The organism is Nocardia sp. SYP-A9097, assembly GCF_009649815.1.
In the GTDB taxonomy this organism is placed as follows: Bacteria; Actinomycetota; Actinomycetes; order Mycobacteriales; family Mycobacteriaceae; genus Nocardia.
The window spans coordinates 233141-258439 of sequence record NZ_WJIC01000005.1; the positions used below are offsets into that span (position 1 = coordinate 233141).

25 protein-coding genes and 2 pseudogenes are annotated in these 25299 nt (G+C 64.8%); 8 read left to right on the forward strand and 19 right to left on the reverse strand.

Features of this window, described 5'->3' with window-relative positions:
* Nucleotides 1–12: 12 nt before the first annotated feature.
* Complete coding sequence (locus GFY24_RS13510; RefSeq protein WP_153805370.1) at nucleotides 13–840, forward strand: SDR family NAD(P)-dependent oxidoreductase; 828 nt, start codon at nucleotides 13–15, stop codon at nucleotides 838–840.
* Nucleotides 841–885: 45 nt separating this feature from the next.
* On the opposite strand, the gene GFY24_RS13515 is transcribed toward GFY24_RS13510, so the two are convergent.
* The 3 genes from GFY24_RS13515 to GFY24_RS13525 form a co-directional block, all read right to left on the reverse strand.
* A complete protein-coding gene (locus GFY24_RS13515; protein WP_153805371.1) occupies nucleotides 886–1596 on the reverse strand; it encodes an HAD family hydrolase in 711 nt (236 codons plus the stop codon).
* A complete protein-coding gene (locus tag GFY24_RS13520; RefSeq protein WP_309230811.1) occupies nucleotides 1593–2441 on the reverse strand; it encodes a putative protein N(5)-glutamine methyltransferase in 849 nt (282 codons plus the stop codon). Before GFY24_RS13520 ends, GFY24_RS13515 begins: the two co-directional genes overlap by 4 nt.
* 116 nt (nucleotides 2442–2557) lie before the next feature.
* Nucleotides 2558–3415 (reverse strand): YdcF family protein, encoded by an 858-nt coding sequence (locus GFY24_RS13525; RefSeq protein WP_309230812.1) that lies wholly within the window; start codon nucleotides 3413–3415, stop codon nucleotides 2558–2560.
* 197 nt (nucleotides 3416–3612) lie between these two features.
* Between GFY24_RS13525 and GFY24_RS43330 the strand changes: the two genes are divergently transcribed.
* Nucleotides 3613–4455 carry a bifunctional 5,10-methylenetetrahydrofolate dehydrogenase/5,10-methenyltetrahydrofolate cyclohydrolase gene (locus GFY24_RS43330; RefSeq protein WP_309230813.1) on the forward strand — a complete coding sequence of 281 codons (843 nt, stop codon included), beginning with the start codon at nucleotides 3613–3615 and terminating at the stop codon, nucleotides 4453–4455.
* A gap of 34 nt (nucleotides 4456–4489) precedes the next feature.
* Here the strand turns inward: GFY24_RS43330 and GFY24_RS13535 are convergent, their stop codons facing one another.
* From GFY24_RS13535 to GFY24_RS13555, 5 genes are all read right to left on the reverse strand, one after another.
* Nucleotides 4490–5239 carry a L,D-transpeptidase family protein gene (locus tag GFY24_RS13535; RefSeq protein ID WP_153805374.1) on the reverse strand — a complete coding sequence of 250 codons (750 nt, stop codon included), beginning with the start codon at nucleotides 5237–5239 and terminating at the stop codon, nucleotides 4490–4492.
* 246 nt (nucleotides 5240–5485) lie between these two features.
* Nucleotides 5486–6133 (reverse strand): cyclodeaminase/cyclohydrolase family protein, encoded by a 648-nt coding sequence (locus tag GFY24_RS13540; RefSeq protein WP_153805375.1) that lies wholly within the window; start codon nucleotides 6131–6133, stop codon nucleotides 5486–5488.
* Between the two features lie 168 nt (nucleotides 6134–6301).
* On the reverse strand, nucleotides 6302–6463 hold the full coding sequence (locus GFY24_RS13545; protein ID WP_153805376.1) for a hypothetical protein: 162 nt from the start codon (nucleotides 6461–6463) through the stop codon (nucleotides 6302–6304).
* 647 nt (nucleotides 6464–7110) lie between these two features.
* Nucleotides 7111–7938, reverse strand: a complete 828-nt coding sequence (locus tag GFY24_RS13550; RefSeq protein ID WP_153805377.1) for an SDR family NAD(P)-dependent oxidoreductase — start codon at nucleotides 7936–7938, stop codon at nucleotides 7111–7113.
* A 135-nt stretch (nucleotides 7939–8073) separates the two neighbouring features.
* A complete protein-coding gene (locus GFY24_RS13555) occupies nucleotides 8074–9573 on the reverse strand; it encodes an APC family permease (protein ID WP_153805378.1) in 1500 nt (499 codons plus the stop codon).
* Between the two features lie 315 nt (nucleotides 9574–9888).
* Here GFY24_RS13555 and GFY24_RS43690 point away from each other — a divergent pair.
* The 4 genes and pseudogenes from GFY24_RS43690 to GFY24_RS13570 form a co-directional block, all read left to right on the forward strand.
* Nucleotides 9889–10059 (forward strand): annotated as a pseudogene (locus tag GFY24_RS43690) (hypothetical protein); the annotation flags it as partial.
* Nucleotides 10060–10211: 152 nt separating this feature from the next.
* Nucleotides 10212–10787, forward strand: a complete 576-nt coding sequence (locus tag GFY24_RS41935) for a hypothetical protein (protein ID WP_228566269.1) — start codon at nucleotides 10212–10214, stop codon at nucleotides 10785–10787.
* Between the two features lie 174 nt (nucleotides 10788–10961).
* Nucleotides 10962–11783 (forward strand): MoaF C-terminal domain-containing protein, encoded by an 822-nt coding sequence (locus tag GFY24_RS13565; RefSeq protein ID WP_153805380.1) that lies wholly within the window; start codon nucleotides 10962–10964, stop codon nucleotides 11781–11783.
* A gap of 180 nt (nucleotides 11784–11963) precedes the next feature.
* Nucleotides 11964–12608: a group II intron maturase-specific domain-containing protein gene (locus GFY24_RS13570; protein WP_375336046.1), complete on the forward strand. Its 645-nt coding sequence runs from the start codon at nucleotides 11964–11966 to the stop codon at nucleotides 12606–12608.
* Nucleotides 12609–12742: 134 nt separating this feature from the next.
* On the opposite strand, the gene GFY24_RS41940 is transcribed toward GFY24_RS13570, so the two are convergent.
* The 9 genes and pseudogenes from GFY24_RS41940 to GFY24_RS13610 form a co-directional block, all read right to left on the reverse strand.
* Nucleotides 12743–13300: a transposase gene (locus GFY24_RS41940; protein ID WP_309230843.1), complete on the reverse strand. Its 558-nt coding sequence runs from the start codon at nucleotides 13298–13300 to the stop codon at nucleotides 12743–12745.
* Between the two features lie 30 nt (nucleotides 13301–13330).
* A pseudogene (locus tag GFY24_RS41945) lies at nucleotides 13331–13702 on the reverse strand (transposase); the annotation flags it as partial.
* Nucleotides 13703–13946: 244 nt separating this feature from the next.
* Nucleotides 13947–14660, reverse strand: a complete 714-nt coding sequence (locus GFY24_RS13580; RefSeq protein ID WP_309230815.1) for a CoA transferase subunit B — start codon at nucleotides 14658–14660, stop codon at nucleotides 13947–13949.
* Nucleotides 14657–15412 carry a CoA transferase subunit A gene (locus GFY24_RS13585; protein ID WP_153805383.1) on the reverse strand — a complete coding sequence of 252 codons (756 nt, stop codon included), beginning with the start codon at nucleotides 15410–15412 and terminating at the stop codon, nucleotides 14657–14659. Before GFY24_RS13585 ends, GFY24_RS13580 begins: the two co-directional genes overlap by 4 nt.
* Before the next feature lie 4 nt (nucleotides 15413–15416).
* Nucleotides 15417–16622: a fumarylacetoacetase gene (fahA, locus tag GFY24_RS13590; protein ID WP_153805384.1), complete on the reverse strand. Its 1206-nt coding sequence runs from the start codon at nucleotides 16620–16622 to the stop codon at nucleotides 15417–15419.
* Nucleotides 16622–17485 carry a hypothetical protein gene (locus GFY24_RS13595; protein WP_228566270.1) on the reverse strand — a complete coding sequence of 288 codons (864 nt, stop codon included), beginning with the start codon at nucleotides 17483–17485 and terminating at the stop codon, nucleotides 16622–16624. Before GFY24_RS13595 ends, fahA begins: the two co-directional genes overlap by 1 nt.
* A complete protein-coding gene (locus tag GFY24_RS13600; RefSeq protein ID WP_153805386.1) occupies nucleotides 17482–18678 on the reverse strand; it encodes a homogentisate 1,2-dioxygenase in 1197 nt (398 codons plus the stop codon). Before GFY24_RS13600 ends, GFY24_RS13595 begins: the two co-directional genes overlap by 4 nt.
* Before the next feature lie 48 nt (nucleotides 18679–18726).
* A complete protein-coding gene (locus GFY24_RS13605; protein ID WP_255458653.1) occupies nucleotides 18727–20346 on the reverse strand; it encodes an FAD-dependent monooxygenase in 1620 nt (539 codons plus the stop codon).
* 11 nt (nucleotides 20347–20357) lie between these two features.
* Complete coding sequence (locus GFY24_RS13610; protein WP_153805388.1) at nucleotides 20358–21329, reverse strand: MBL fold metallo-hydrolase; 972 nt, start codon at nucleotides 21327–21329, stop codon at nucleotides 20358–20360.
* A 116-nt stretch (nucleotides 21330–21445) separates the two neighbouring features.
* Here GFY24_RS13610 and GFY24_RS13615 point away from each other — a divergent pair, with 116 nt between their 5' ends.
* Nucleotides 21446–21985 carry a MarR family winged helix-turn-helix transcriptional regulator gene (locus GFY24_RS13615; RefSeq protein ID WP_153805389.1) on the forward strand — a complete coding sequence of 180 codons (540 nt, stop codon included), beginning with the start codon at nucleotides 21446–21448 and terminating at the stop codon, nucleotides 21983–21985.
* 369 nt (nucleotides 21986–22354) lie between these two features.
* Here the strand turns inward: GFY24_RS13615 and GFY24_RS13620 are convergent, their stop codons facing one another.
* Both GFY24_RS13620 and GFY24_RS13625 read right to left on the reverse strand, forming a co-directional pair.
* A complete protein-coding gene (locus GFY24_RS13620; protein ID WP_153805390.1) occupies nucleotides 22355–23794 on the reverse strand; it encodes an aldehyde dehydrogenase in 1440 nt (479 codons plus the stop codon).
* 113 nt (nucleotides 23795–23907) lie between these two features.
* Entirely contained in the window at nucleotides 23908–24807 is a 900-nt protein-coding gene (locus GFY24_RS13625) for a helix-turn-helix domain-containing protein (RefSeq protein ID WP_153805391.1), read from the reverse strand.
* A 165-nt stretch (nucleotides 24808–24972) separates the two neighbouring features.
* On the opposite strand from GFY24_RS13625, the gene GFY24_RS13630 reads away from it, so the two are divergent.
* Entirely contained in the window at nucleotides 24973–25266 is a 294-nt protein-coding gene (locus GFY24_RS13630; RefSeq protein WP_228566271.1) for a Scr1 family TA system antitoxin-like transcriptional regulator, read from the forward strand.
* Nucleotides 25267–25299 lie beyond the last annotated feature (33 nt).

Genomic DNA, 25299 nt, shown 5'->3' on the forward strand with positions numbered 1-25299 from the left:
GTACACCGGGATATGAAGAATGTCGCGGGCAAGGAGGTCCTCGTCACCGGCGCCGCCATGGGGCTGGGCAAATCGTTCGCCGAGCGGGCGGTGAGCGAGCGGGCCGCCGATGTGGTGCTGTGGGATGTCAATGAAGAGGCGCTGAAACGGACCGCGGCGGAGCTCGCGGCCTTGGGCGGCAGTCGAATTCACCACTATGTGGTCGATGTCTCCGACCGGGACGCCATTGCCGAGGCGGGTGCGGCGGTGCGCGGTGAGGTCGGCGATATCGATGTGCTCATCAATAACGCGGGCATCGTGCGCGGCAACGGGTACTTCTGGGAGACCGCGAACCGGGCCGATATCGAGAAGACCATGGCGATCAATTCGCTTGCGCCCATGTACATTACGCTCGAATTCCTGCCCGCCATGGTGCGGAACACCGGCGAGGCGCGGGTCATGACCATCGCCTCCTCGGCGGGCCTGGTCGCCAACCCGCGCATGAGCGTGTACGCCGGTTCCAAGTGGGCGGCGCTGGGCTGGTCGGATTCGGTGCGACTGGAGCTGGAGCAGTCCGGTAACCCGCACGTCAGGGTGACCACGGTCTGCCCGACGTACATCAATACCGGAATGTTCGACGGCGCAAAGGGTTTCCTGTTCACCCCCATCCTGGAGCAGGACGAGGTCGTCAACACCTCCTGGGAGGAGATGAAGAAGGGCTCCGCCCTGGTCGTACTGCCGTGGACCTCACGCCTGAACCGCGCCATCTCCGGCCTGCTGCCCCTCAAGGTGCGCGACTTCTACCTCAACACCGTCGGCGTCTACCACTCCATGGACGAATTCACCGGCCGGAAGAAGTGATGTCCGCACGGCCGCCGAATCGAACTGAGCCGCAATGGGTTCAGCTCACAGGTCGAAGTTGCCGAATGTGGTGGCGCTGAGCACCGCGAGTGAGGGGATCACCGTGATGCCGTCGCGATGGTCGACGCCGCGGGCCGTGCGATCGAGCCAATACGCGCGCAGGCCCGCATCTCGCGCGCCGATGCCATCGGTATCGAAGCGGTCGCCGACGTAGGCGACCTGTTCCGGTGGCAGACCGATCATGTCGCAGCCTGCCAGGAAGATACTCGGGTCCGGTTTCGCCGTACCGAATTCGTCTGAGCACAAGACTGTTTCGCTGAAATGCTGGAGCAGGCCGACCACCTCCAACTTGCCGCGCTGATGCGCCAGTGAGGAGTTGGAGACCACGCCCAGCGCCACCTGTCCGGCCAGCCCGCGCAGCGTCGGCGGCACATCCGGGAACGCGGCCCAGGCGGTGTCGCGGCGCGCGGCATAGCGGGCGAACCACGCCACGGGATCCTTGACCTTCACCCCGATATGCGACAGGAACCGTTTGGTACGCACCTGCTGCTGACCCGTGAAGGTGAGCTCACCGCTCAGGAAGCGCGGATACTCCTGCTCTTCGAAGGCGCGCCAGAGATCCACCGCCTCGTCGGGGGACTGGAAGTAATCCAGAAGGTTCTCCGCGGTCAGATGCCGCAGCAGACCCACCCGGGCCGTGGCCGAGTAGTCGATGAGGGTGTCGTCGATATCGAAGAGAATCCCGCGAATCGTCATGCGATCTCGCCCCCGATCGGCGGCCGGGTGCCGATGACAACGGTCGCACCCAGTTCGTCATCCTCGGCAACGCGTGCGCTCAGCCCGTGATCCCGCATCACCCGCACCGCGAGAGCCGCCTGCTCCGCGCTCTCCTCCACCAGCAAATGCCCTCCGGGTGCCAGCCACTCGGTGGCCACCGCCGCGATCCGCCGCAGCACATCGAGCCCATCCGCCCCGCCATCGAGCGCGACCCGCGGCTCATGATCCCGCGCCTCGGGCGGCATGGAAGCGATTGCGGCAGAAGGCACATAGGGCGTATTCGCCAATAGAATCCGGACCCGCCCCGCAAGTTCGGCAGGCACCGGCGCGAACAGATCCCCCTCGAAAACGTGCGCATCGAGCCCCGCCAGATTGCGCCGAGCACATGCGACGGCCGCCGGCTCGATATCCGCGGCGGTGAGCTCCACCGGAACCCCTTCGGTCGCGGCCTCGATGGCGAATGCCATCCCCAACGCCCCACTCCCACAGCACATATCGAGCACAATCAGCGGCTCGGTGGGCGAGCCCGCGGTTGGTTCGACGCGAATCAGCTGCCGCCCCAAGGCAATTGCCTGCTCTACCAGGAACCCGGTGCGCTGCCGGGGAACGAACACATCCGGTGCGACCGCCACCCGCAGCCCGCGAAATTCCGCCCATCCCAGCAGGTGCTCCAGTGGAAATCCGGCAATCCGCCGAACCACGAGCGATTCCAGCTGTTCGGCGTCATCTGCGGCCTCGATCAACAACGCCGCCTCGTCCTCCGCGAATACGCACCCAGCCGTCCGAAGTCGCGCGACGAGGGTATCGGTTCCGGAAGTGCTCACCGAGCCATTGTGCCCGCCCCGACCTGCGCACTTGCCATGCGGGTCGAGACGGGCACAAATATCGGATCTCTTCGTCATCCCGGCGTGCTTGTGGCCGGGATCTGCCCGGGTGGTGGCTAGCGTCCCACCGGCAACAGCATGGTCCGGGTCGCGTCCAAGTAGATGCCGCGCTGGTTGCTCTTGGCGGGCGGCGGCAACTGCGAAACCAGCTGCTCCAGCGACGTCGTCGCCCCGACCACCGGAATGCCCGCGACAATGAAATCGGCCACCGCGCGGCGCACATGATTGGGCGAGGTCACCACGATCGCGCTGGTCGCGCCCGCCCGGCGCAGCATATCCGCGCCGAACAGCGCGTTCTGCACGGTCGACCCCGCCCGATGATCGGCGATGATCCGGTTGGCCGGAATGCCGTGCCCGATCAACCAGCCCTGCATGGCCGCCGCCTCGGTGATCCCGTTCTGCGGATTGCCGCCGGTCACCAGAATCGGCGACATCGGTGAGGCGATGGCCTGCAACCAGGCCGCCTGCAACCGATTCACCAGTTCCGGTCGCATACTGCCGTCGGGCAGCAGACCGTATCCGAGCACCGCGATACCGGTGGCGGGTCCGGCGATCGCCGGAATCGGATTGGGCAGTGTGCCCACGGCCGCACCGATGGCCCGGAAAGTGTTGCGGGTGTCGTCCGCGAGTTCCCGGTCGACGCCGTTGAGCCGGTTCAGTGCCACCTCGCGGGTGATCAGATCACCGGTGTAATCCGACCAAATTGCTTGCAGCGCAAGTGCTTGCGCGTCATCGGGGGATTCGCTGAGCAGCTGTCGCAGGTCGGCGAGTCCCGCCGGGGCATCACCGTCGGTGAAATTGTCCTGCGCGGAGTTGTAGAGCGGGCCGGGGTCGGCATGGGCGATGCCCGGGCCGAACAGGGTCAAGGCGGCTGCCGCCGCGAGGACTGTAGGCAAACGCCTGGCGATCTGCACTGCTGTCGACCTTTCCGAGAGAGGGTCACGCATGCTTGCTTGGCTTGCAATGGACTTTGCTGACTGATGGCTCGCCAGCAACTGGGGACACGATACGACTGACCAGAGCCGTTGTCGGGTATTTGCCGACGTGATTCTCGCGGTTCGGCGTAAGCGGTGGCCGGGAACCCGCGCGCGTCGCGATAGGGTGTGATCCCGTGGATACGACTTCGCTCATCGGCAAGGAACTCGCCGCCGCCATCAATGCCGACACCAAGGCCCGCGCCGCCGCGCTCACCGAATCCGGTGCCGCACCGCGCCTGGCGCTGGTGATCGCCAATGACGATCCGGCCAGCGCCTGGTACGTGAAGTCGCTCAATCGCGCCGCCGAGCGCAATGGAATCACTTGCGAGAACGTCGATCTCGGCGTCGACGCCACCGCGGATCAGATTCGCGCCAAGCTCACCGAGCTGTCCGCCGATCCGGCCGTGGACGCCATCATGCTGCAGACCCCGCTGCCCCAGGGTGTCGGCCTCGATGACGTGAGCCTGGCCATCGCCTCGGCCAAGGACGTGGACGGCGTCAGCCCGCTCTCGCTCGGCCTACTCGCCTCGGGTCTCCCGGGCTTCCCGCCCGCCACCTCCGAGGCCGTGGTGGAGCTCGCCAAGTTCCACGGTATTCCGCTGGAAGGCCGTCTGGTCGCCGTGGTCGGCCGCTCCAATGTGGTCGGCAAGCCCCTGGCTCAGCTGCTACTGGCCGAGAATGCCACCGTCACGGTCGCGCACTCCCGCACCACCGATCTCCCCGCCGTGACCTCGGCCGCCGATGTGGTCGTCGCCGCCGTCGGCCGCGCGGGCTTGATCACCGCCGACCATGTCCGCGAGGGCGCGGTGGTCATCGACGTCGGCACCAATGAGGACGAGAACGGAAATATCACCGGCGATGTGAATGCCGAATCCGTCACCGGCAAGGCCGGCGCCCTGAGCCCGGTCCCCGGTGGCGTCGGCCCGGTCACCACCGCCCTGCTCATGCGCCACGTAGTTCAGGCCGCCGAGGCTTAGGGGGTTGGGGGGGCTCGGCCCCCAACCGATCTCCCTACCAGTGAACGGTAACCGGATCGCCCAGCGAGACATTGTCGTAGTACCACTCGGCGTCGCCCGGTGCGAGATTGATGCATCCGTGGCTGACATTGGAATTGCCCTGTGAATCCACCGACCACGGTGCGGAGTGCACGTAAACCCCTCCCCACGTGAGCCTTTCGGCGAACTCGCCCTGAATCAGATACCCCTGCGGGTCGCTGAGCGGAATCCCGATCGTCCGCGAATCGAAGGTCACCGAGCGATCGTGCGACAGCACCGGGAACGTACCGGTCGGTGTCTCCCACCCGGATTTACCCATGGACGCCGGCATGGTCCGCACCGGTACCCCACCGATGAATACGGTGAAGGTGTGCGCCGACATATCGGCGTCGGCGGTTGTCCCGCCATTGGTTTCGAACTGGGTGTGCAGGCGACCCACCGACACCGTGATGGGTGCAGAGGTGGGGAGGTAAGCGGCCGGCGTCCATGTCAACTGACGGTCGTCTACCCAGGAGAAGTGCCCGGCGAGAGCGGTTTCGGCGCGTACGCTCATGGCCTGTTCGGCGCGAGCGCGATCGGCGACCGGTTCGGTGAAGCGCACCCTGACCGGTGCCGCTATCCCGACCTTCTCCCCGGGCCCCGGCGTAATCGCTTGCACCGCCGGGAGATTGGGTGCGGTGAGCACCGCCCCCGCCGCTCCGGAGCCGAATGCGGCTGCCGCCGCGAGTGTTGATGCGACGAACAGAAGGCGAATCGCGTTCCGCATGTGTCCCATCCCTTCGAAAGGGTGTGGTCTGGAGGCTCAGCCTATGACCAGATCATCCCATTCATTCGGAAATGTGCCCGCTTCGTGACCTATCTCTCGGCGTGGGAAGTTGGAATAACCAGTGCCGCCGGGTAGTGCGCGACCGGGTAACAGTGCAGGTCCGGGCCGTAACCGAGGAAGCTCTACAACGCGCCGCGCCCCACTCCGCGAGGAATGGGGCGCGTTGCCGGGCTGTTATCGGGTCGCCTACTTCGTGATCGCGAGCACCACATCGTTGTGCAGCGCGTCGGCGCGCGCGATGACCTCGTCGATCTGAGCGAGCACCGGCGCGAATTCCGCGCCCGCGCCCGCATCGAGCGAGGCGACATTGATGGCGATATTGAGCTGCGAGCTGGCCGCGGCCGCACGGGCGGCATCGGCGGCGGCACCGATATCGGTGACCACGTTCGGATTGCCGATCGGCAGGAGTTCGGTTGCGAGCGAGACGACTTCGTCGGCCGCGGCCACCACGGCGGCGGGCACCCGGGCCGCGCCGAGCAATGCGGCGGTAATCGCCTCGCCACGGGCGGCCTGCTGTGCGTCGGTCTCCTTGGCCAGCTTGTAGGCATTGCCGACGGCGGTGAACGCGGCGGCATCGGCATCGGCGAGGGCGAGCGCGCGATCACGCGCGGTATCGGCGGCCACGATGATGCGGTCCACGACCGGACGATTCTCGGCATCCTTGGCGCGCGTGGTGTAGCGCGCCACCATGGCGACGAGGGCCGCGCCCTGGGCCGCGTGTAGGGCGGCGACCGCGCCACCGCCGGGCGCGGGCACCTTGGCGGCCAGTTGATCCAGGTACCCCTGCAGTGTCGAGTCACCGAAGGTGGTGCCCTGCGCGGTTTCCTGAGTCATGACGGATGGCCTCCCATGGGATGTCGAATGCGACGAAAAGCGTTCGGGCCCACCGTACCCGCTGATGACATGGCTCCGAGAACCCGGCCGCTGCGCGAACGCCGGTTCACTTTGTGTATGGTCCGGGTCATGCGTATCGGATTGTCGATACGCTAGAACAGCAGGGATTCATGCAGGTCGAGACCCGAAACCGCCTTCCGGAACCGGACTGATCGACACCCGATTCCCAATTTGATCCCGAACCCGCGGATTCAACGCTTCCAGCGCATCGGCGTTGTCCACCACCATCATTCGCTTCACGCCACCATCGATATAGTGCTTCTGCGCCATCGACTGTTGGCCCTCGGTATGCCCCAGCCGAGCACTCACCCGCTCATCGTGGTGACGACCGCCAGATGGGTCGCCACCGTGTCCCGCAGATCTGACAACCGGAACCCTGGCACCGGACTGTCACGGCGAACCCGGAACACCAGCTGCCGTGCCGTCTGGACACTCACCCACGACTTCGATCGCGCACCGAGAACGATCGGCGTGTTCTCCGAAGCGGGCTTCGCACGCTGCCTCTGCGCATCCAGTTCCGCCACCAGCCACACAGGCACCGCCACCCGATAAGGGTTGCCGGACTTACGATTCCCATGCCGATGGACCTCAACGCCAGGACGCCACCGCACAGTCCCATCGATACGCAGAACCGTCCTTCTCGACCCGTCATCAAGCGTGTGGACAGACAGATCACTCCACCGGGCCGCCCAAACGCTCACCGGCGGCAACGCGGCTCCCATACGCGAGCGGACCCGCATGGCCGGCAGTGACGCAAACGGGTCCGGTACCTGGCCACGGCCCTGACCAGTGCCGCTCACCCTGGGCCTGGCTCGCGGTGCGGCCGAACACCGCGCACGCGGCCCTGCAGGTGGTTGTCGAGGACCCGCCACCCCCGCCCCCGCGTATCTGAGCCGGCAATGGCACCCCCGCCCGCCTCAGCCCTGGACGCCGTGCTGCTCCGCAGCCCGTCCGATCTCGACGGTGGGGAGGTCGACGATGTGCGCGCCGCCGTCCGCGACGATGGACGCACCGGTGATGAACGACGACTCCGGTGATGCGAGGAAGCGGATGACCGACGCGATCTCGTCGGGCTCGGCCGCCCGTCGCAGCGGCACATCCGTGCTCACCAGGCGGTAGCCGTCATCCGCGGATGCTGTGGAAATCCCTCGTGCACAGGCAAATTCGGCCATCTCCGCGTCTGCCATCGGTGTCCTTACCCAGCCGGGGCAGACGGCGTTGACGCGCACTCCGGATGGTCCGTAGTCGCGGGCGAGGGATCGGGTCAGCCCGATCAGCGCGTGCTTGGCGACGGTGTAGCCCGCAACGCCTGGGCCGGCGAACAATGCAGCGAGCGATGCGACCATCACGATGGAACCGCGGCTGTCCACCAGCGCAGGCAGCGCGGCTCTGGCCATGACGAAGGCGGTGTCGAGGTTGCCCCGGAGGCTGTCCGCCCACTCCTCGTCGGTCGTCTCGCCGACCATGTTGTACCCGTGCCCACCGGCGTTCGCGACGAGCACGTCGAGCCGACCGTGTGCAGCGAGGGTTTCTGACACCACCCGTTCGGCATCGGCGGGGTCGGCCGCGTCGCCGACAAATCTGGTGGCACCGGTCGCCTCGACGACGCCGCGCAGTCGATCTGCGTTGCGGCCCATCACGATCACTCGGGCGCCGTCGTCGGCCAGTCGGCGGGTGACGGCGGCGCCGATGCCGGAACCGCCGCCGGTGACGATCGCCACCTTGCCTTCGAAACTCTCACTCATTCCGGGAACCCTCATCTCGCTATGTATTCGAAGTCCGAGACCACGCTGGCCCCGTTGATCCCCCGGCTCAGCGGGGACATCAGGAAAAGCACCTTGTTCGCCACGTCCCGGGCGGTGTGCACCGGGAAGCTGGGATCACCGCACCTCCTCCGGCACCGCGTCGGCCTCGAGCTCCCGGACCTCGACCGCGCCCGCGGAGGTCAGCGCCGCGTAGGTAGCCGGGCGGTTCCTACGTAGGAACGCCGCGGTGCAGAGCCCGGCAACGACCAGCACTGGCAGCAGCCAGGGGAGCAGCCCGATCCACGCGGCATCCGAGCCTGCCATCGTCGGGAAATTCATGATCGCCAGGATGATTACGACGATCAACCCAAGGCCACCCAGGGCCGGGGCGACGAAGGTGCTCCACCACCTGCGGTCGTGACGCCTGCGGAAGAACACCACCACTGCGACCGACGCCATCGCCTGGAGGCAGAGGATCGCGAGGGTCCCGAACCCGGTCATGGACGACGTTAGGAAGGAGATCGGGTCCAGACCGAGGACGGCGAAGATTGCGGTGACAAGTGATGCGAAGGCGAGTTGGGCCGCACTGGCGTTGCGCGGCGTGCCATTCGTGGTCCGTGCCAGCGCCCGCGGAAGCACACCCGAGCGGGAGAGAGCGAAGATGTAGCGACTCGCCGAGTTGTGCAGGGCCAATAGGGCAGCGAAGAGGCTGACGACCAGCAGAACCTCCATTATTTGGGTGAGGAACGTCCCCATCGTGTCCTGCGAGGTGGCCAACAGCAGATCGCCTGCGGACAGATGATCGAGGGCAATCGACTGCGCGTCGTGCACGCCGATCGCGCTGACCAGCGCCAGGGAGGTGAGCGCGGCGAATACTCCGATCGCGACGACGGCGATGTAGGTCGACCGGGGGATCGATCGGTGCGGATCTCGGGCCTCCTCGCTGAATAGTGCGGTCGCCTCGAATCCGATGAAGCAGGTCGCAGCGAACAGCAGCCCTAGTCCGATCGAGCCCGAGAACACGACACTGGGCGAGAAGGCGTCCAGGGAGTAGCCCGACTGGACGAGCACCGCGCCGTCGAAGATCACCAGGATCCCCACCTCGAGCACCAGCGAGGTCGCGAGAACCTTGGCCGAGACGTCGAGACCACGGCGGCTGAGTAGTAGGACCGCGAAGACCGAGACGGCCGACCAAAACTCCCACGGCAGGTCGAGGTGGAAGACGTTATTCAGCACCCCGGACGTCAACGCGCCGGAGGTGCCGACTGCACCGGCGACGAAACAGTTGTATCCGGCCAGCGCGATGAACGCACCCGAGAGGCCCAGTGGTCGACCGAGCGCCTGGGTGATGTAAACGTAGAAGCCGCCGACATTGGACACGTACTTGCTCATCTGGGCGTAGCCGATGCCGAAGAGCAGCAGCACCACCGCGGCGATGAGGAACGATGCGGGCATTCCACCGCCGTTTCCGAGCGCGATGCCGAGTCCCGCGATCACCACCATCCCTGTGAGCGGGGCGACCGCGGCCAACACCAGGAATACGATTCCGCCGGTGCCGAGCGTGTTGCTGCGCAGCTGACCAGGGCGTTCGGTCCTGGATGCCGGCGAATCTGCCGACGGCCTATCAATCGACATGTGCTACCTCCAATGATGACCGCATATCAAGGCGGTGAGAGCTGGGTCACGCTTGAGTCAAGTCTGAGCCGACACCTGGCCGATCCACTTGACTCAGCGGGCAGACCTCTTGGCTCTCAGTGCACCGGTGTGAACTGAGCGATGGCCGCTCCAGCATGTGACGTGCACTATATCGAAATCGTATATGTGCGGTTGGCGCGCGATGCACGCGCGGAAGTGTTCACCAAGTTGCGGCGCAGGACGACTGGCGGCGCCTGATCAGCACCTCGTTTGTCCCGCTCGGGTCGACGCACCAGCGCGCGATTCACTGGCGAATTGAAGCGGTGCGCCGTCAACGGTGTCGGCTGGTCGACCATCCGTGCGACGGCCCATGGGGTTCGGCGATCGGGGGAACAGGCCACGGGGCCGGCGGATCCGTTCTACAAGGTCTCGGTACAACTGAGTGGGCGCGGTCTGCTCATCCAGGACGGCAGGGAGCCCGTTCTCGAGACCAGGACTTCGCGATCTACGACTCGGGACGGGCCGTACACCCTGACCTGCTTGGCCTCGTGGTTGCCTACGAGGACGAGAACGCCATCTAGCTCTGGGTCTTCGAGGAGTACCTGCACCACTCCCTGGTGCTGTGCAACGGACCCGTGGTGGCTCTGGGCGGGCTGGTCTACCTTCGTTCGCCGCATGAGGTGGACGCGGCCGAGATGTTCTACCGCGAGCGGGTATCCGCATGGTGCCGTCGGTATCCGAGGCCCCGGGACTACTACGAGAAGCTCGACTTCAAGATGTCCGAGGACGTCCAGGACTCGGACAACACCGTTTACGCGGCGTGGATGTGCCGGAATCCGACCGTGCACGACGTGGCCCTGACCGGTGGCGACGAGCCCCGCCTGCACCACATCGTCTTCGCCACTCAGGAGGCACACCAGCTGATCCACATCTGCGATCACCTCGGCGCGTCAGGCAGTCGGACCGAATCGAGCGCGGGCCAGGCCGTCACGGGGTGTCCAACGCCTTCTACCGCAACGCGGCCGGGTTGCTCGGCGGGATCGGAGGCGTCGTCGCAGGTATCGGCGCGGCCATCGGACTGCTTGCTCTCGTCGGAACCGCATCGGCCTGATCCGCCGACCACGCCCCGGCTGCTGCCGGGAAGCGTGGGAATCGATCCACCACCTCAGCCAGCGTCGGCACCGCGGAAATTCACCGCCGCCGACGCTAGCTGAGGCATTTGTTCGGACAGCGCCAGACCCAGTGACGGGGGACACATTGTGCACGGGTGTGCAACCGCCGTGCACGCGATGGAAACGCCACACCGCACCGCCGGTCGCATACTGAATGTATTGCGCTCGTCGGCGCTCACCGCGTCGACCCTCCGCTTCACCAGACAAGGATCCTTGATGCCCAATCCTCAGATCACCTCTCCCGCATTCATCTCCGTCGGCGATCTCGGTGACGGGTTCGCCGCCGACAACAACACCTTGACGTGGTCCCGCGAGCTACCCGGCAGGCGGATGCGGCTCGAGTTCGACAACGACGTGCTGGAAGTAGCGATCATGGGTGACGGAATCCTGGAATGGGCAGGTCCGAACTCGCGTGGGACTGCGGCCTTCCGTGAGACATCCATCCGGCCGGGGATCTTCCTCGTTGACTACACGATCGAGGGCGCGGCGAAGGAATCGGTAACCCTCGTCCTGGACATCGGGCAGAACCTGGTCACTCGCGTGGTCGGTACCCTGCCCACGAGCGAGGATGCGGAGACGAGCGCGTACACGAGGGCCCGGGAGGGATTGCCCCTCACCGCGGTCGAGACCGAGATCACGCATGGGCGCATTGCGTCGGACGGTTCGGCGGTATCAGCTTTGCACGCGGCAACCGACGAGCTGATCGGCAAGCGGGTGCTCTACACTTACAGCCCCACCGAACTGTACGAACACATCTACCTCAACCCGCACTTCTACACGTGGCACTGCATCGACGGCGTCGAGAAGGGACTCGCGGACACCGATCGATGCCACTACTTCAAGATCGCGGAGAACCTGTTCCTGTTCGTGTGGCGGGAGAAAATCGTCCCGACGCTGGGGGTCGTCCTGGTTGACCTCGATCGAATGAAGACCGACGGAAAGATCTTCGGCTACAAGGGTTTCACATTCGACGAGATCTCCAACTTCCCCATCGGGGCATACGCCGAGATTCGCGGCGTCACCCCAGCTTTGGCCTGACCGGATCCCCACTCAGCCGCTCATCGAGAGGGTTTCTCTGTAATCGTCAAGACCCCACGGCGTTCGAACATCGCCTCATTCTTGGTGCGGGCTGGCGAGGGTTCCTGTGTGTGTGCTGTCAAGCCCAGGATTGTTCGAACACCGGTCTAAAGATCTCGGTGCGGGTCGACGAGGGTTCCTCTGTGTTCGTCAAGTAGGAATCTCGTTCGAACGCCGGGGCCGCCGAACGCCGACGACTTCCTCGTCCTGGTCCATGGGAGCAAGGACGATACCGAGGCGATACGAGAACAGGTCGAGCAGATGCTTTCGCCTCTGGGACTTCGGCTTTCGCCGGAGAAAACACAGGTGCGGCATCTGTCGAACGGGATCGACTTCTTGGGATTCCACATCCAGTGGCGTCGCAAGCGTGGCTCGGACAAACGATTCGTTTACACCTTCATCGGTGACCGGCCCATCCGGTCGCTGAAGGCGAAAGTCCGTGCCCTGACCCATCGGCAGTCACAGCAGAGTCTGGAATACGTGATCATGCGGCTCAACCAGATTATGCGCGGCTGGTCCAACTACTTCAAACATGCCGTGGCCAAACGGCGGTTCGCCGTGCTCCAGAAGTTCGTATGGAGACGGCTCATCGCGATGTTGCAGACCCGGCACCGCTGGAGCTGGACGGATATCCGCCGCCGGTTCGTCACACCTGTTGGGCGGTGGCGACCAATCGCGGCGGCGGACGGGACCGAGTTGTTCGACCTGAACAGCGTGACCGTCAGTCGTTATCGCTGGCGCGGCAACAAGATCCCGAACCGATGGGCGACCCTTCAATCAGCCTGACGGGGAGAAACCGTGGAGAGCCCGTTGCGTCGAGAGGCGCACGGCGGGTTCGGCGAGAGGTCCGGGGAAACGGAGCAGGAGCAATCCCGCCACCGCGCCCCGGGCCTACTCAGCGATGCGGTTGGCCGAGCTGCTCAGTCACTCAACAGGATTCGCTTTCGGAGAAGGTCCGGTTTCGCGCGCCCGAACATCTGGCGTTTGATCGTCTTGATGCGGTTGACGTGACCTTCGACCGGTCCGCTGCTCCAGGGCAGCGTCAGGCCGGCGGTGACCGCATCGAGGTCGCGGCGCAAGCCCCGGACGAACGAGTGCAGAGCCGGGAAGTTGTGGGCGTCAACGGCTTTCATCCAATGCTCGAGTTCGCGCCCGCGGAGGTGACGCATGATCGTGGCAAAGGCGCGGACGTGACCGGTCAAGTCGGTGAGCTCAGGGCTCGAGGCCAGGATCACGTCGAGCCGTTGCCGATTGTCGGGAGCGAGGTTGGCGGGGTCGGTCATGATCCAGGTGACGACCCGGCGAACCGAGGGCGGCTTGTGGACCGGGCGGGGAATCTGGCCGGTCGCGCGGAAGGGCTGCAGGTAGTTCATGACGATCCGAGGGCTGACGCGGGTCCGGCGGGCCGGTAGGAGTTGGGTCAGGACGCGGCCGATCGCGCCGATCAGGTCGATTCGGGTGGCGGTGGCATCGGCCATGGCGGTGCGCAGGGCTTGGTAGGTGACCAGCAAGGCGTAGACCTGCTGCTCGACCCCGGCCGGGGTGCGGGCGCGCAGCACCCGCCCGCCCAGGATGCTGGATTTCAGTTCCAGGTAGCAGGTTTCGATTTCCCGGCGCTGGTGGTAGAGCTCGACGATCTCGGTGGCCGGGAACCGTCGGTGATCAGTGAGGGTGGTCGGCAGGCGGTAACGGCCGACGTGGTGTTTGCGGTGGTGTTTCCCGGTGCCGGTGACGGTGATCTCAGCGGCGATGACACGCAGCCTCACCCCGTCGAGAACGGTCAGGTAAGAGCCGTCCGGGCAACGCCCGATCCGGGCGAGCGTGCGGTTGTCCTTGCAGCGGATGTATGACGCTCCGGCTGTCGCGGCACGCGCCGACATCAGATACTGATTGATCGACTCGATGGTTCGGCGCGGCGGCTTGAACAGGGCCGAACCCGCGCGTGCGGGTTCACCCTTCCAGTCCGTGCCGTTCCAATACCTCAGAAAACCTTCGTCTTCAGGGCCTTGCACCAGTCCGCCGCCGGCTCCACATGGTCCTGATCGACCTTGAGAAGAGGCGGCGGGTCTGGCTACTCGGTCGGTCCGCACTCGCAACTGCCCATCGAGCACAAGGATCTTGGTCCTACACCTCGAGTCGGTCGCCCGTACTGCCAAGGGCAGAGGTGCTGTGCGGCGGCGAACAGGCTACCAACTCGGTGCGAAGCGGGCAATCGGTGAGTGCGCGGACGGTGTCCACGCTCACTCCGGGGGCCAGTTCGACCAATTCGAGTCCATCGGTCGTCACGTCGATGACGGCGAGATCGGTGATGATGCGGTTCACTACCGCCAGCCCGGTTATCGGAAGCGAACACTTCGAGACGATCTTCGGCGAGCCGTCCTTCGCGACGTGCTCCATCAGCACGATCACCTTCCGGACGCCGTGGACCAGATCCATCGCACCGCCCATGCCCTTGACCATCGCTCCGGGCACCATCCAGTTGGCCAGATCGCCGGTGGCGGAGACCTGCATGCCGCCGAGGACGGCAACGTCGATATGGCCACCGCGGATCATCGCGAAACTTTGCGCGGAGTCGAACAAGGCTGCGCCGGCAAGCAGGGTTATGGTCTCCTTGCCCGCGTTGATGAGGTCCGGATCGACCTCCTCCTCCGACGGGTACGGTCCCATGCCGAGGATGCCGTTCTCGCTGTGCAGAATGACGTGCACGTCATCGGGTACATAGTTCGGGACAAGGGTCGGCAAGCCGATGCCCAGGTTGACGTATTGACCATCGTCGAGCTCGGCCGCCGCGCGAGCTGCCATCTGTTGCCTGTTCCATCCGATGTGCGCTGTCGTCACGCGGTCACCACCTTTGTGGTTCGTTTCTCGATTCGTTTCTCGGGCACTGGGACGTGCACGACTCGTTGGACGTACACACCTGGCACATGTACTTTCCCGGGGTCGAGTTGACCAGGTTCGACCAGTTCCTCGACCTCGGCGATGGTGATTCGCCCGGCTGCGGCGCACAACCCGTTGAAGTTGCCTGCAGCCTGGTTGAACACCAGGTTGCCGTGCCTGTCGCCGACTGCGGCGTGCACCAGTGCGTAGTCGGCCGTAATGGCTTGCTCGAGCACGTAATCGCGGCCACCGAACTCGCGGACCTCCTTGGCAGGTGAGGCAACCGCGACGCTGCCATCAGCGTTGTAGCGCCAAGGCAGTCCGCCGTCGGCGATCAGGGTGCCCACACCTGCGGGGGTGTAGAACGCCGGAATTCCGGCACCGCCGGCGCGCAACCGTTCGGACAGGGTGCCCTGCGGGCACAGCTCGACCTCGATCTCACCGGCCAGATACTGGCGGGCGAATTCCTTGTTCTCCCCGACATACGAGGCCGTGATACGGCTGATTCGCCTGGCAGACAACAAGATTCCGAGTCCATAGTCATCGACACCGCAATTGTTGGAGACGATCCTCAGATCTTCGGTGCCCGCGTCGTAGAGAGCCTCGACCAGTGCCTGGGGGATGCCGCACAACCCGAACCCGCCTACCGCGAGGGTAGCGCCGGAAGGAATCTCGGCGACCGCTGTCGAGGCGGTCCATACTGTTTTGTCCATGTCGTCACGCCTCTCGCTGCAGTGCGGGCAGGATTCGGCCGGTGACTTCGCCGAGGTTGATCCTCGCGCCGTTGGCGCCGGGCGCGGTGCCGCTGATCGTGACGACATCGCCGTCTTCGAGGAAAGTCCGGGTGTAGCCGGCGTCGAAGGTCAGTGGTTCGGTGCCGTTCCAGGTGAGTTCGATCAACGAGCCGCGTTGGTCCGACTTTTCCCCGGACACGGTTCCGGACGCGTAGAAGTCACCGGTGCGAAGGCTCGCACCGGCGGCCGTCATATGCGCCAGCATCTGCGCGGGCGACCAATACATCTGCGCGTACGGGGGGCGCGATACGGTCTGCCCATTGAGCTCGACCTCGAGGGCAAGGTCTAGACCCCACGGCTCGAACTCCTGCAGGTAGGGCAACGGAAGCGGTTCCTGAGCGGGCCCTTCGACGCGCGCGGCTGCAAGCGCTTCGAGTGGCACGACCCATGGTGAAATAGATGTGGCGAAAGACTTTCCGAGGTAGGGACCGAGCGGCACGTACTCCCAGGATTGGATGTCGCGGGCCGACCAGTCGTTGACCAGGCACACGCCGAAGACGTGATCAGCGAATTCCGCAGTGCCTACCGGGATGCCCAGGGTGCTGGGCATCCCGACGACGAAGCCGACCTCCACCTCGATGTCGAGCCTTATCGACGGACCGAACACGGGCGTGGTGTCGGTGGGTGCCTTACGTTGCCCGCATGGGCGGACGACGTCGGTGCCCGACGGCACGATCGTGCCGGCGCGACCGTGGTAGCCGACCGGCAGGTGTTTCCAATTCGGCAGTAGCGCAGCCGAATCGGGCCGGAACAACTTGCCCAGGTTGGTCGCATGCTGCTCGCTGGCGTAGTAGTCGACATAGTCGGCGACTTCGATCGGGAGGTGCAGTTGCACCTGGTGGAGCTGGTACAGGGCGGGCTCCACCGCTTCGCGCTGCGTCTGGTCGGTGAGCTTGTCGATAATCCCCGCGCGCGTCGCGGTCCAGAACTCACGACCGAGCGACATGAATTCGTTGAGCGACCCGCGCGTGAATACGTCGAGCCCGGTGACGGCGGCGAGATCGAGTACCGAGTCTCCGATCCGTACGCCCACGCGTGGGCTCTCGCCCGCGAGCGAGAAGATGCCGTAAGGCAGATTGTCTATCCCGAAGCCCGAGCTGTGTGCTCCGGGTACCCAGGTGTCGGTCATTACAGGAGAACCTCCTTCGAGTTCCCGATGAGCCCGAAGTCGCGGGCCTCGATGAGTGGAGTGCTGGTGCTGCACGAGCCGTAGCTGGTGAACAACCGGCGCGACGCGACCAATTGCGACGCCTTCATATCGAGCGCCGCGCGGGTCAATGCGGCACGGTCGGTGCTCAGCAGCCTGGCGGTCACGGCGGCGGGGTCGGCCCCCGCAACGGCATCAGCTATGGCCACCAGCAGATTGAGATAGCCATGGTGGGTGAAACCTGTAGCAGGGTCGGTATAGCGAACACCGTGATGCAGTCCGGCCGTGGCCTTCACCATGACGTTGTGACGTGCCACTGTGACGAGGGCGTGCGCGAGAGCAGTTGGGGTAGGAAATAATTCGGCACGCATGCCGCCACACCGCAACTTGAGCCCGACCGCCCGGTCCACGGACAGTCGAGCGATCTCTGGAGCGAGGGCAACGACATCGGCCAGAGCCACCGGTTCCAGGAAAACCGGTACGTCGGTCGGCAGCGCGGCCACGACATCATCGGTCGATTGATCGGTGCTCGCCAGCGGGAACTCGATCGCGGCCAGCTCCAGCGCAGGGTCCGCGTCGATAATGCCCACCGCAGCATCGACTCTGTGCAACCCGGTGTCGGCAATGAGGCCGACATGGATTCGATCGGCCGAAGTCAGTTCGGCGCGCAATTCGCCGATCCTCGATGCGGGACACAAGAAACGGTGCGTCAGTACCGAACTCGCCCCGGCGAGGTCGCGGCGGTGGCGGGCAACCGCGTCGTGCATGCTCAGCGCCGTAGGCGGAAACAGACCGGCATCATCGATGAGGCGCGCGACAAGCGGTGAGACGGGCGGTGAAATCACGCGCTCGCTCCCGGCAACCAGCTCCGAGCGTACTTGCCGTCGTCGCTCGCCAAGCCGCCCTCACCGAGCTGAAGCGGGCGGAAGGTATCGACCATGACCGCGAGTTCGTCGAAGAACTCACGCCCGAGGCTGCGCTCCACCGCACCCGGCTGAGGTCCATGTGTGTGCCCGCCGGGATGCAGCGATACCGAGCCATTGCCGATACCGGTGCCCTTTCTCGCCTCGTAGTCGCCGCCGCAGTAGAACATCACCTCGTCGGAATCAACATTCGAGTGGTAGTACGGGACGGGTACCGACAATGGGTGATAGTCGACTTTGCGCGGTACGAAGTTGCACACCACGAAGTTGTTGCCCTCGAAAACCTGATGCACCGGGGGTGGCTGGTGCACTCTGCCGGTGATGGGTTCGAAATCGGAGATATGAAAGGTGTACGGGTACAGGCAACCGTCCCAGCCGACCACATCGAAAGGGTGATGCGGTACGAGGTAACGAGTGCCACTGACGCCGGCAGGTCCACGGTGTTTGACCAGCACCTCTACGTCGGTCTCAGCCGAGAGCAGGGGCTCGACAGGACCGTGCAGATCGCGCTCGCAGTACGGTGCATGCTCGAGTAATTGCCCGTAGCGCGACAGATAGCGCTTCGGCGGCGCGATATGACTATTGGCCTCGATCACGTAGGCCCGAATCATGGTGTTCGCCGCGGGAACCCACCGGTGGGTAGTGGCACGCGGGAGGATCACGTAGTCGCCGTCGCGGAACGGCACCACCCCGAACACTGTTTCAACAGTGCCGGAGCCTGCTTCGATATAGACACACTCGTCGCCGATCGCGTTGCGATACAACGGTGATGTCTGTCCCGCAGCGACGTAGGAGATACGAACGTCGTCATTGCCGAGGACGAGCCGGCGGCTGGTTACAACGTTTGCCGCCTTCCAGTCCTCGCCGGGAAACAGATCGTGCAACACGAGATGGCGTGGGATGAGGGGAGAGTTCGACGAAAGCCCGAGGTCGCCGGGCTGCCACGGCTGGGCCTCGGCAATTGCCGACGGTATATGGCGGTGATACAGCAGAGTCGAGTCGCTGGAGAAGCCCTCTTCCCCCATGAGCTCCTCGTAGTAGAGCCGCTGCGCCTCATCTCGGAACTGGGTGTGTCGTTTCGGTGGGATCTCACCCACCTGGCGGTAGTAAGCCATCGTGTATGCCTCCTCGGATACCCGCTGTGAAGTCGTCTGGTAATGCTTCTAATTGGCAAGCGGTGCAACGTGATCAACTGTTGAGTGGTGAACCGCCCGCCGGAGCGCCGCCACCACTTCGGCCGTTTCCGGCCGGTCCAGAACCGCAGCGACGTGGGCATCCGGCCGAATCACCCACACGTCACCCGGCCGCAGGTCCAACGCGTCCCTGAGTGCGTCGCACACGTCGAGTTCGGAGGTTTCCAATACCCGTACCGGTGCGGTCACCGCGGTCACGGCCGCTTCACGAACCGGCGCGAATTCGTTTCCGGGTGCGACCAGTACCAAGAAGCCGTCACGAGCGAGCTCCCGTAGCCGCGAGTGCAGTGAATTCCCCACCGACACCGGCACATCCGGAACGAGCACGCCGGGTCCGGCCGGTGGGACCGTTCCGCGAAGTGGGCGTCCGCCGAAGGGACGTCGGGAGTCGGCTGTGGTCAGCGGCGAGTCGGTGTACCAGAACGGTTCGGCAAGTCGGCCGGAGTCAACCTCGCTGCTCATGCCCGGATCGACCACTGCGGCGTCGAGGGTTTCCGCTCGCTTGCGCCGCCGGTCGTCATCGCGCGGTACCAGGAAGTTCATTGTGTCGGTGGTGACATGAATATTCTCCAGCGCAGCCGCGTGCCGTTCGTCGTGATACGTGTCCAGCAGCGCTTCCGGCGCCCAGCCGTTCAGGACGAACGCCAGTTTCCATGCGGCGTTCTCGGCGTCGGTGACACCGGAATTCAGTCCTCGGGCACCGAACGGTGACACCAGATGAGCACAGTCTCCAGCGAGCAGGATCCGGCCGACCCGCATGCGGTCGACGAGGCGAGAGTGGAAGCGGTACACCGACTTCCACACGATCTCGTACGGCTGGTCGCCGATGACGGCACGAATGCGGGCATCGAGCGCGCCGCTGGACTCTTCCAGTTCGAGGTCGTAATCTCCTGGCACCTGCCAGTCGATGCGATAGGTGGAGTCGGGGCAGGGGTGAATCAAGATCTGCCGCCCCGGATTCCAGGCGGGATCGAAGTAGAAACGTCGCTCGTTGGACCACCCAGGCAGGTCTGCCTTGATATCGCAGATGAGGAATCGGTCGTCGAACGATTCTCCGTCGAACGTGACCCCCACTGCGTTGCGGATCGCATCACCGCGTGCCCCTGCGCAGGCGATCACGTACTCGGCCTCGATCGTTGCCGGATTGCCGTCGACGGTGGTGCAGGACAGTGAAACTCCGTTGTCCTCCTGCGTGACACCGGTGACCTCGTGCCCCCACTTCACGTCGATCAAGTCCTCGGAGAGGATGTGCTCGTCGAGAATCTGTTCCGTCCGCGTTTGTGAGAGGTTGACGAAGGCCGGAAAGTGTGACCGGCCACGATCGACGAGGTCATAGGAGAACAACTCTCGATCCCGGTACAGCGTTCGCGCGGTGGTCCAGGTCAAACCCTCCGCCGCGATTCGCTGCCCCGCTCCGCTGGCCGCTTCCCAAATGTCGAGTACGTCGCGTTGCTGACAGATCGCTTTCGAACCGATCGGATCGCGATGCGGGCGGCCGTCGAGCACGACCGACGGCACGCCCCACCGGGCGAGCAACAGCGCTGCCGTCTGTCCGACCGGACCGTTGCCGATGATAGCGACACGGTGCATGAATTGGTTTTTCATCGAGTCTCTCCCTGCAACTTGTTCCACACTTCGAGATCGCGCTCCGCCGTCCAGATGACGGGGCGCTCGATGCCGGAGAGTTCGTCCCACACTCGGGAGACATCGAAAGGCAAGCAGTGTTCGAAGATCGGCCAGCGGCCGTACTGTTCGAACAGTGCTGCATGGGTCGACTCGAAGGCTTCTTTCAAAGTTCCGCCACGCTGATGCACCACACCGACCTCACGGAGCATCACACTCAGGAAGTTGCGGGTCTGCTCGACAGCTGCGTCGCACGCTTCGCGGCCCCGCGCGACGGCGCCGCGTCCGCCGATCAACTGCTCTGCGCCGAGTGCCTTGACCCTGTCGAGGGTGTCGGTCGACCACTCTCGATGGAACGCATCGCCGGTGTAAAGCGCAGCTTCGGCCTCGACGAGATCGCCGGCGAAGAGGATCTTGTGCTTGGGCAGCCACGCGACGATGTCACCCTCTGTATGACCACGGCCCAGGAATTTGAGCTCGAGATCTCCGCGATCACCACCCAGATCGATAGTGACGGTGTCGGAGAACGTCTGCGTCGGCCAAGTGAGGCCGGGAACAGACTCCGGGTCCTTGAAAAGCCTTGGCATGCGACCGAATTCGGAGGCCCAGTCCTGCTCACCGCGTTCTGCGACCAGCCGTCGCGTGGTGTCGTGGGCGATGACCGTCCCGGCGTCGTATGCGCTCGCACCGAGTACTCGCACAGCGTGGTAGTGCGACAGCACCAGATACTTCACCGGCTTGTCGGTGTGCTCTCGCAACTTGGACAGCCACTCCCGGGCCGCGGTGGGGGTGGCCAGAGCCTCGAAGCATACGAGGAAGTCCTCACCCTCGATCGCTCCGATGTTGGGATCACCCTCTGCGGTCAGGGCGTACACGCCGTCAGCCAGTACCTCGAGAGTCTGCGTCTTTTCGCCGAGGTCGGCGGATGAGGCGAAGGCTTTGGAACTCATGAATGCTCCTTTGATCAAAGCTTTGATTAAATCGCAGTGTAACTCGCCCCACACCCACTTGGGAAGTGGATGACCGTCCCCCTCGGTGCGCAGGCTTATGCCGCTAGCCTGAACTCATGACCGAACCGTCGAACGCTGCCGCCGAGCTCGACTACCTGACTTTCGTCGACTACGCCGTCGACAAGGCGTATCGCGAACTCCCCCAAGTGGATCCGGTGGCGATGCGACTCGTTCTGACGCTGCATCGGGTGACCAGCGCGCTCGCGTACGACCTGGAATCGACCGTGCATCGGCCGAACGGTTGGAGTTGGTCCGGATTCCGGGTTCTCTTCGTGGTGTGGCTGGCCGGGGCCATGGAAGCGAAGCGGATTGCGGAGCTGTCCGGCAACAGCCGTGCTGCGGTGTCAGCGCTGGTGAACACGCTCGAGCGAGACGGGCTCGTCACTCGGACGCGCGCGCTTCATGATGGTCGTGCCGTCGAGATCGCGCTCACGGACAAGGGGCGAGATGCGATTGCCGGAGCGTTCGAGCAGCACAATCGCCGTGAGCAGGCCTGGGCGAATGCGCTGTCGAAGCCTGAGCAGCGAGTGCTGACAGGTCTGCTCGAGAAACTCATGCACGGCATGGATGAGGTGGCCCGGAAGCGCCGCACCTGAGGAAATATGGTCAAACCATTGAGTAGTTTCTTGTGTTGTGAGACACGTTCGCCGTGCGTGGGCCACCGACGGTTCGAGCATGGCGTGAAGACCGCGTCCGGTTCTGGGAAGCGATAGCGCGAGGGGTGACCCGAGTTACACCGTTATCTGGACAGACCTCATCGTCGGCAGCGGCCTCACACTGCGCCCCACCCCGCACCGCTTCGAGATCGACGGATGACGGTTCCACACCTCATGCGCCCTCGACACCCTGATCTTCCCCGCCATCCATCGCTCATAGATCGGACAGGAATGGTCCGGATCCCGATCAACGACGACGGCCCCTGGGGCGCGGTTCAGCATCCCAGGGGCCGTCGAATTCCGTTCGGACTAGCCGACGTTCGTCCAGACGCTCTTGAGCTCGGTGTACAACTCGATCGCGTGCTTGCCCATCTCGCGCCCCCAGCCGCTGGACTTGAATCCGCCCCACGGCGCAGCCGCGTCGACCGGATTCGGCATGTTGATGAACACCGTGCCCGCCCGGACTGCGCTGGCGAACCGGTGTGCCTTGCCGACATCGCGGGTCCACACCGACGCCGCGAGACCGTATTCGGTGTCGTTGGCGCGGTCGACCAGCTCCGACTCGTCGTCGTACGGCAGGATCGAGATGACCGGGCCGAATATCTCCTCACGCGCGATCCGCATGTCATCGCGCACGTCGGTGAAGACCGTCGGCTGGAAGAAGAAGCCGGGACGATCCAGGGTCGAGCCGCCGGTGACAAGCCGCGCGCCCTCGTCGATGCCTGCCTGCACGAGGCTCTGCACGTGCGCGAGGTGCCCGGCGGAGGCCAGCGGACCCAGGTCGGTTGCCGGGTCGTCGCCCGCTCCGACCGTCATCTGTTCGATCGCGCGCGCGCAACGCTCGGCGAACTCGTCGGACACGCTGCGGTGCACGAAGAACCGGGTGTATGCCGCGCACACCTGCCCGCTGTTGAGGAGCGCGCCCTGTAAGCAGCCCGCGATGGTGGCCTCCAGGTCGGCATCGGGCAGCACGATCGCGGGTGCCTTGCCGCCGAGTTCGAGCGAGACGCGCTTGAGGTTGCCGGCGCTGGACTGGACGATCTCCCGACCGACGGCGGTGGACCCGGTGAACGAGACCTTGTCGACGTCGTGGTGGGCGACCAGCGCCTTGCCCACCACGGGGCCGCCGGTCAGCAGGTTCACCACGCCTCCCGGCAGGCCGGCCTCCTCGCACAGCTCCACCAGCCGGACCGTGGTCAAGGGAGTCTGCGAGGCCGGCTTGATGATGACCGTGTTGCCGCAGGCCAACGCGGGCGCGATCTTCCAGCTGGCGATCATAAGCGGGAAGTTCCACGGGGTGATCAGCGCGCACACCCCGACCGGCTCGCGTTTGGAGTACTGCACCACGCCAGGGAAGGACACCGGTACGGACTCGCCCTCGATCTTGGTCACCCAGCCCGCGTAGTAGCGGAAGTGCTCAGCGGCTCCAGCCACACTCACCGCGCGGGCGATGGCGAGCGGCTGGCCCTGGTCTGCGGTCTCCAGCGCGGCAAGCTCGTCGGCGTGCTCGTCGATGAGGTCACCGATCCGCCAGAGCAGCTTGGCCCGCGCCGCGGGTGTCAGTTCGGCCCATGCGGGGTCCACCAGTGCGCTTCGTGCCGCGGCGACCGAAGCGTCTACATCCGCCGCGCCGGCGGCGGCGCACTGCGCGTGCACCTCGCCGGTGGCGGGGTCGATGGTCTCGAACGTGTCACCGGAGCGGGCGGGCTGCCACTTCCCCCCGACATACAGCTGGGTCTTGCGGTCCATGATTGACGGTCCTTTGCATCCGGAGTGCCGTGACTGTCATCGATGCTGCTCCGTGGACCGAAGTCGCCCCATGTCTACCCGTGCACGATCGTTGGCGTTCTGCGCACGGGCCGTCAGGCGCAGGTCTGCCGAAAGTCCCTGGGACTCATCCCGAACGCGAGCTTGAACGAATGACTGAAGTGTGCGGGGTCGCCGAATCCCCACCGGGCGCCGATGCGTCCCACCGGGTCGTCGGCCAGTGCGTGGTTGGCCAGATCCTCCTGGCACCGATTCAGCCGCTGCTGACGGATCCAGCCGGCGACGGTGTGCTCCTGCGGTTCGAACAGCTTGTAAAGCTGGCGCCGGGAGATGTGGTGGGTCGCGGCGATCTCGTCCGGCGTGAGAGAGGGCTCGGCGAGGTGCGCGTCGATGTACCCGAGGATCTGTTGCAGCAGAATGCTCTTCGAGGCCTCAGCGGTCGGGGTCGTTCGGTTCAAGTGATCGTTGAAAAGCACGGTGAGCATGTCCACCGTGGACCGCGCCATCGGCGTGGCGCTGGCCCAGTTCTCCAGCCCGTCCAGTTGCGCGAGGTTGGCGGCCATGCCTGTCAGGAAAGGCTTGACCACCGCTCCGACGCCGGAATCGCAGGACACCGCGGTTGCGGCGATGGTTTTGAACGGTGATTCGGGGATGCCGAGCATTTTTCTGGGAAACATCAGGACCAGCATCGAGTACGCGTCGTCGAACTGCATCGAGTACGGAAGGTCGGTATCGTAGATCGCGACGTTGCCAGGGGTCAGGAGCACCTGCTTGTCCTGCTGTGACAACCGGCAGGTTCCCTTCAGCTGGAAGCTGACCTTGTAGTAGCCAGGCGAGCTCCTGGCGATGTGGCGCGGGGTCCGGGAGATGCGATGCGGTTGCGCGGAGATCACGGACGCCAGCACGGGTCCGAACTGCGCGCTGGCGAGTGCGCCGTGGAACGGGCGGCCCTGGAATGGGAGTGCATCGAGGAGGACGAACTGGCTACCGACCATCTCTCGCCACCGGTCGAAGACTGCGGTCTGGATTATCGGCAGCGGGGTGCGGGTCGGGACAGGGGCGGTAACCAAGATCAGGCGGCCTCACATGCGGACAATGGATTAATAGTCAAGTGCTTGACTAAAGCGACCCCACTATAGTGACGCGGAGCACAATAGGCAATGCCGATCGCGACAGGCCCTCTAGGCCGGCTCCTCGAACTGATGTCACTTCCCCACATATCGGTCGGCATCATTCCACTCATGACCGAACGTGAGACAGTCGCCTCCGCCGGATTCTGGATCTTCGACGACGACTTGGTTGCACTCGAAACACCCACCGCGAGTATCCAAGTCACGCAACCAGCTGAATGCCAGTTGTACGCGCGCATGTTCGAGGTGCTGAAGAACTCAGCTGTATACGGCCGTGATGCCGGGAGCCTGATTCTCAAAGTGCTCGCTGAGCTTGTCCAATAACCGATCAGTAGCGATCGTCGACGTCTGCGACTG

Bases quoted from the DNA above. Each gene is read 5' to 3' on its own strand.
- GFY24_RS13605 (WP_255458653.1), bottom strand. From the start codon at position 20,346: ATGCACCGTGTCGCTATCATCGGCAACGGTCCGGTCGGACAGACGGCA.
- GFY24_RS13515 (WP_153805371.1), bottom strand. From the start codon at position 1,596: ATGACGATTCGCGGGATTCTCTTCGATATCGACGACACCCTCATCGAC.
- GFY24_RS13630 (WP_228566271.1), top strand. From the start codon at position 24,973: ATGCCGATCGCGACAGGCCCTCTAGGCCGGCTCCTCGAACTGATGTCA.
- GFY24_RS13510 (WP_153805370.1), top strand. From the start codon at position 13: ATGAAGAATGTCGCGGGCAAGGAGGTCCTCGTCACCGGCGCCGCCATG.
- GFY24_RS13610 (WP_153805388.1), bottom strand. From the start codon at position 21,329: ATGAGTTCCAAAGCCTTCGCCTCATCCGCCGACCTCGGCGAAAAGACG.
- GFY24_RS13620 (WP_153805390.1), bottom strand. From the start codon at position 23,794: ATGGACCGCAAGACCCAGCTGTATGTCGGGGGGAAGTGGCAGCCCGCC.
- GFY24_RS13555 (WP_153805378.1), bottom strand. From the start codon at position 9,573: ATGTCGATTGATAGGCCGTCGGCAGATTCGCCGGCATCCAGGACCGAA.
- fahA (WP_153805384.1), bottom strand. From the start codon at position 16,622: ATGACCGACACCTGGGTACCCGGAGCACACAGCTCGGGCTTCGGGATA.
- GFY24_RS13565 (WP_153805380.1), top strand. From the start codon at position 10,962: ATGCCCAATCCTCAGATCACCTCTCCCGCATTCATCTCCGTCGGCGAT.
- GFY24_RS13585 (WP_153805383.1), bottom strand. From the start codon at position 15,412: ATGGACAAAACAGTATGGACCGCCTCGACAGCGGTCGCCGAGATTCCT.
- GFY24_RS13540 (WP_153805375.1), bottom strand. From the start codon at position 6,133: ATGACTCAGGAAACCGCGCAGGGCACCACCTTCGGTGACTCGACACTG.
- GFY24_RS13535 (WP_153805374.1), bottom strand. From the start codon at position 5,239: ATGCGGAACGCGATTCGCCTTCTGTTCGTCGCATCAACACTCGCGGCG.
- GFY24_RS13625 (WP_153805391.1), bottom strand. From the start codon at position 24,807: ATGGTCGGTAGCCAGTTCGTCCTCCTCGATGCACTCCCATTCCAGGGC.
- GFY24_RS41940 (WP_309230843.1), bottom strand. From the start codon at position 13,300: ATGGCCGATGCCACCGCCACCCGAATCGACCTGATCGGCGCGATCGGC.
- GFY24_RS13545 (WP_153805376.1), bottom strand. From the start codon at position 6,463: ATGGCGCAGAAGCACTATATCGATGGTGGCGTGAAGCGAATGATGGTG.
- GFY24_RS13615 (WP_153805389.1), top strand. From the start codon at position 21,446: ATGACCGAACCGTCGAACGCTGCCGCCGAGCTCGACTACCTGACTTTC.
- GFY24_RS13550 (WP_153805377.1), bottom strand. From the start codon at position 7,938: ATGAGTGAGAGTTTCGAAGGCAAGGTGGCGATCGTCACCGGCGGCGGT.
- GFY24_RS13600 (WP_153805386.1), bottom strand. From the start codon at position 18,678: ATGGCTTACTACCGCCAGGTGGGTGAGATCCCACCGAAACGACACACC.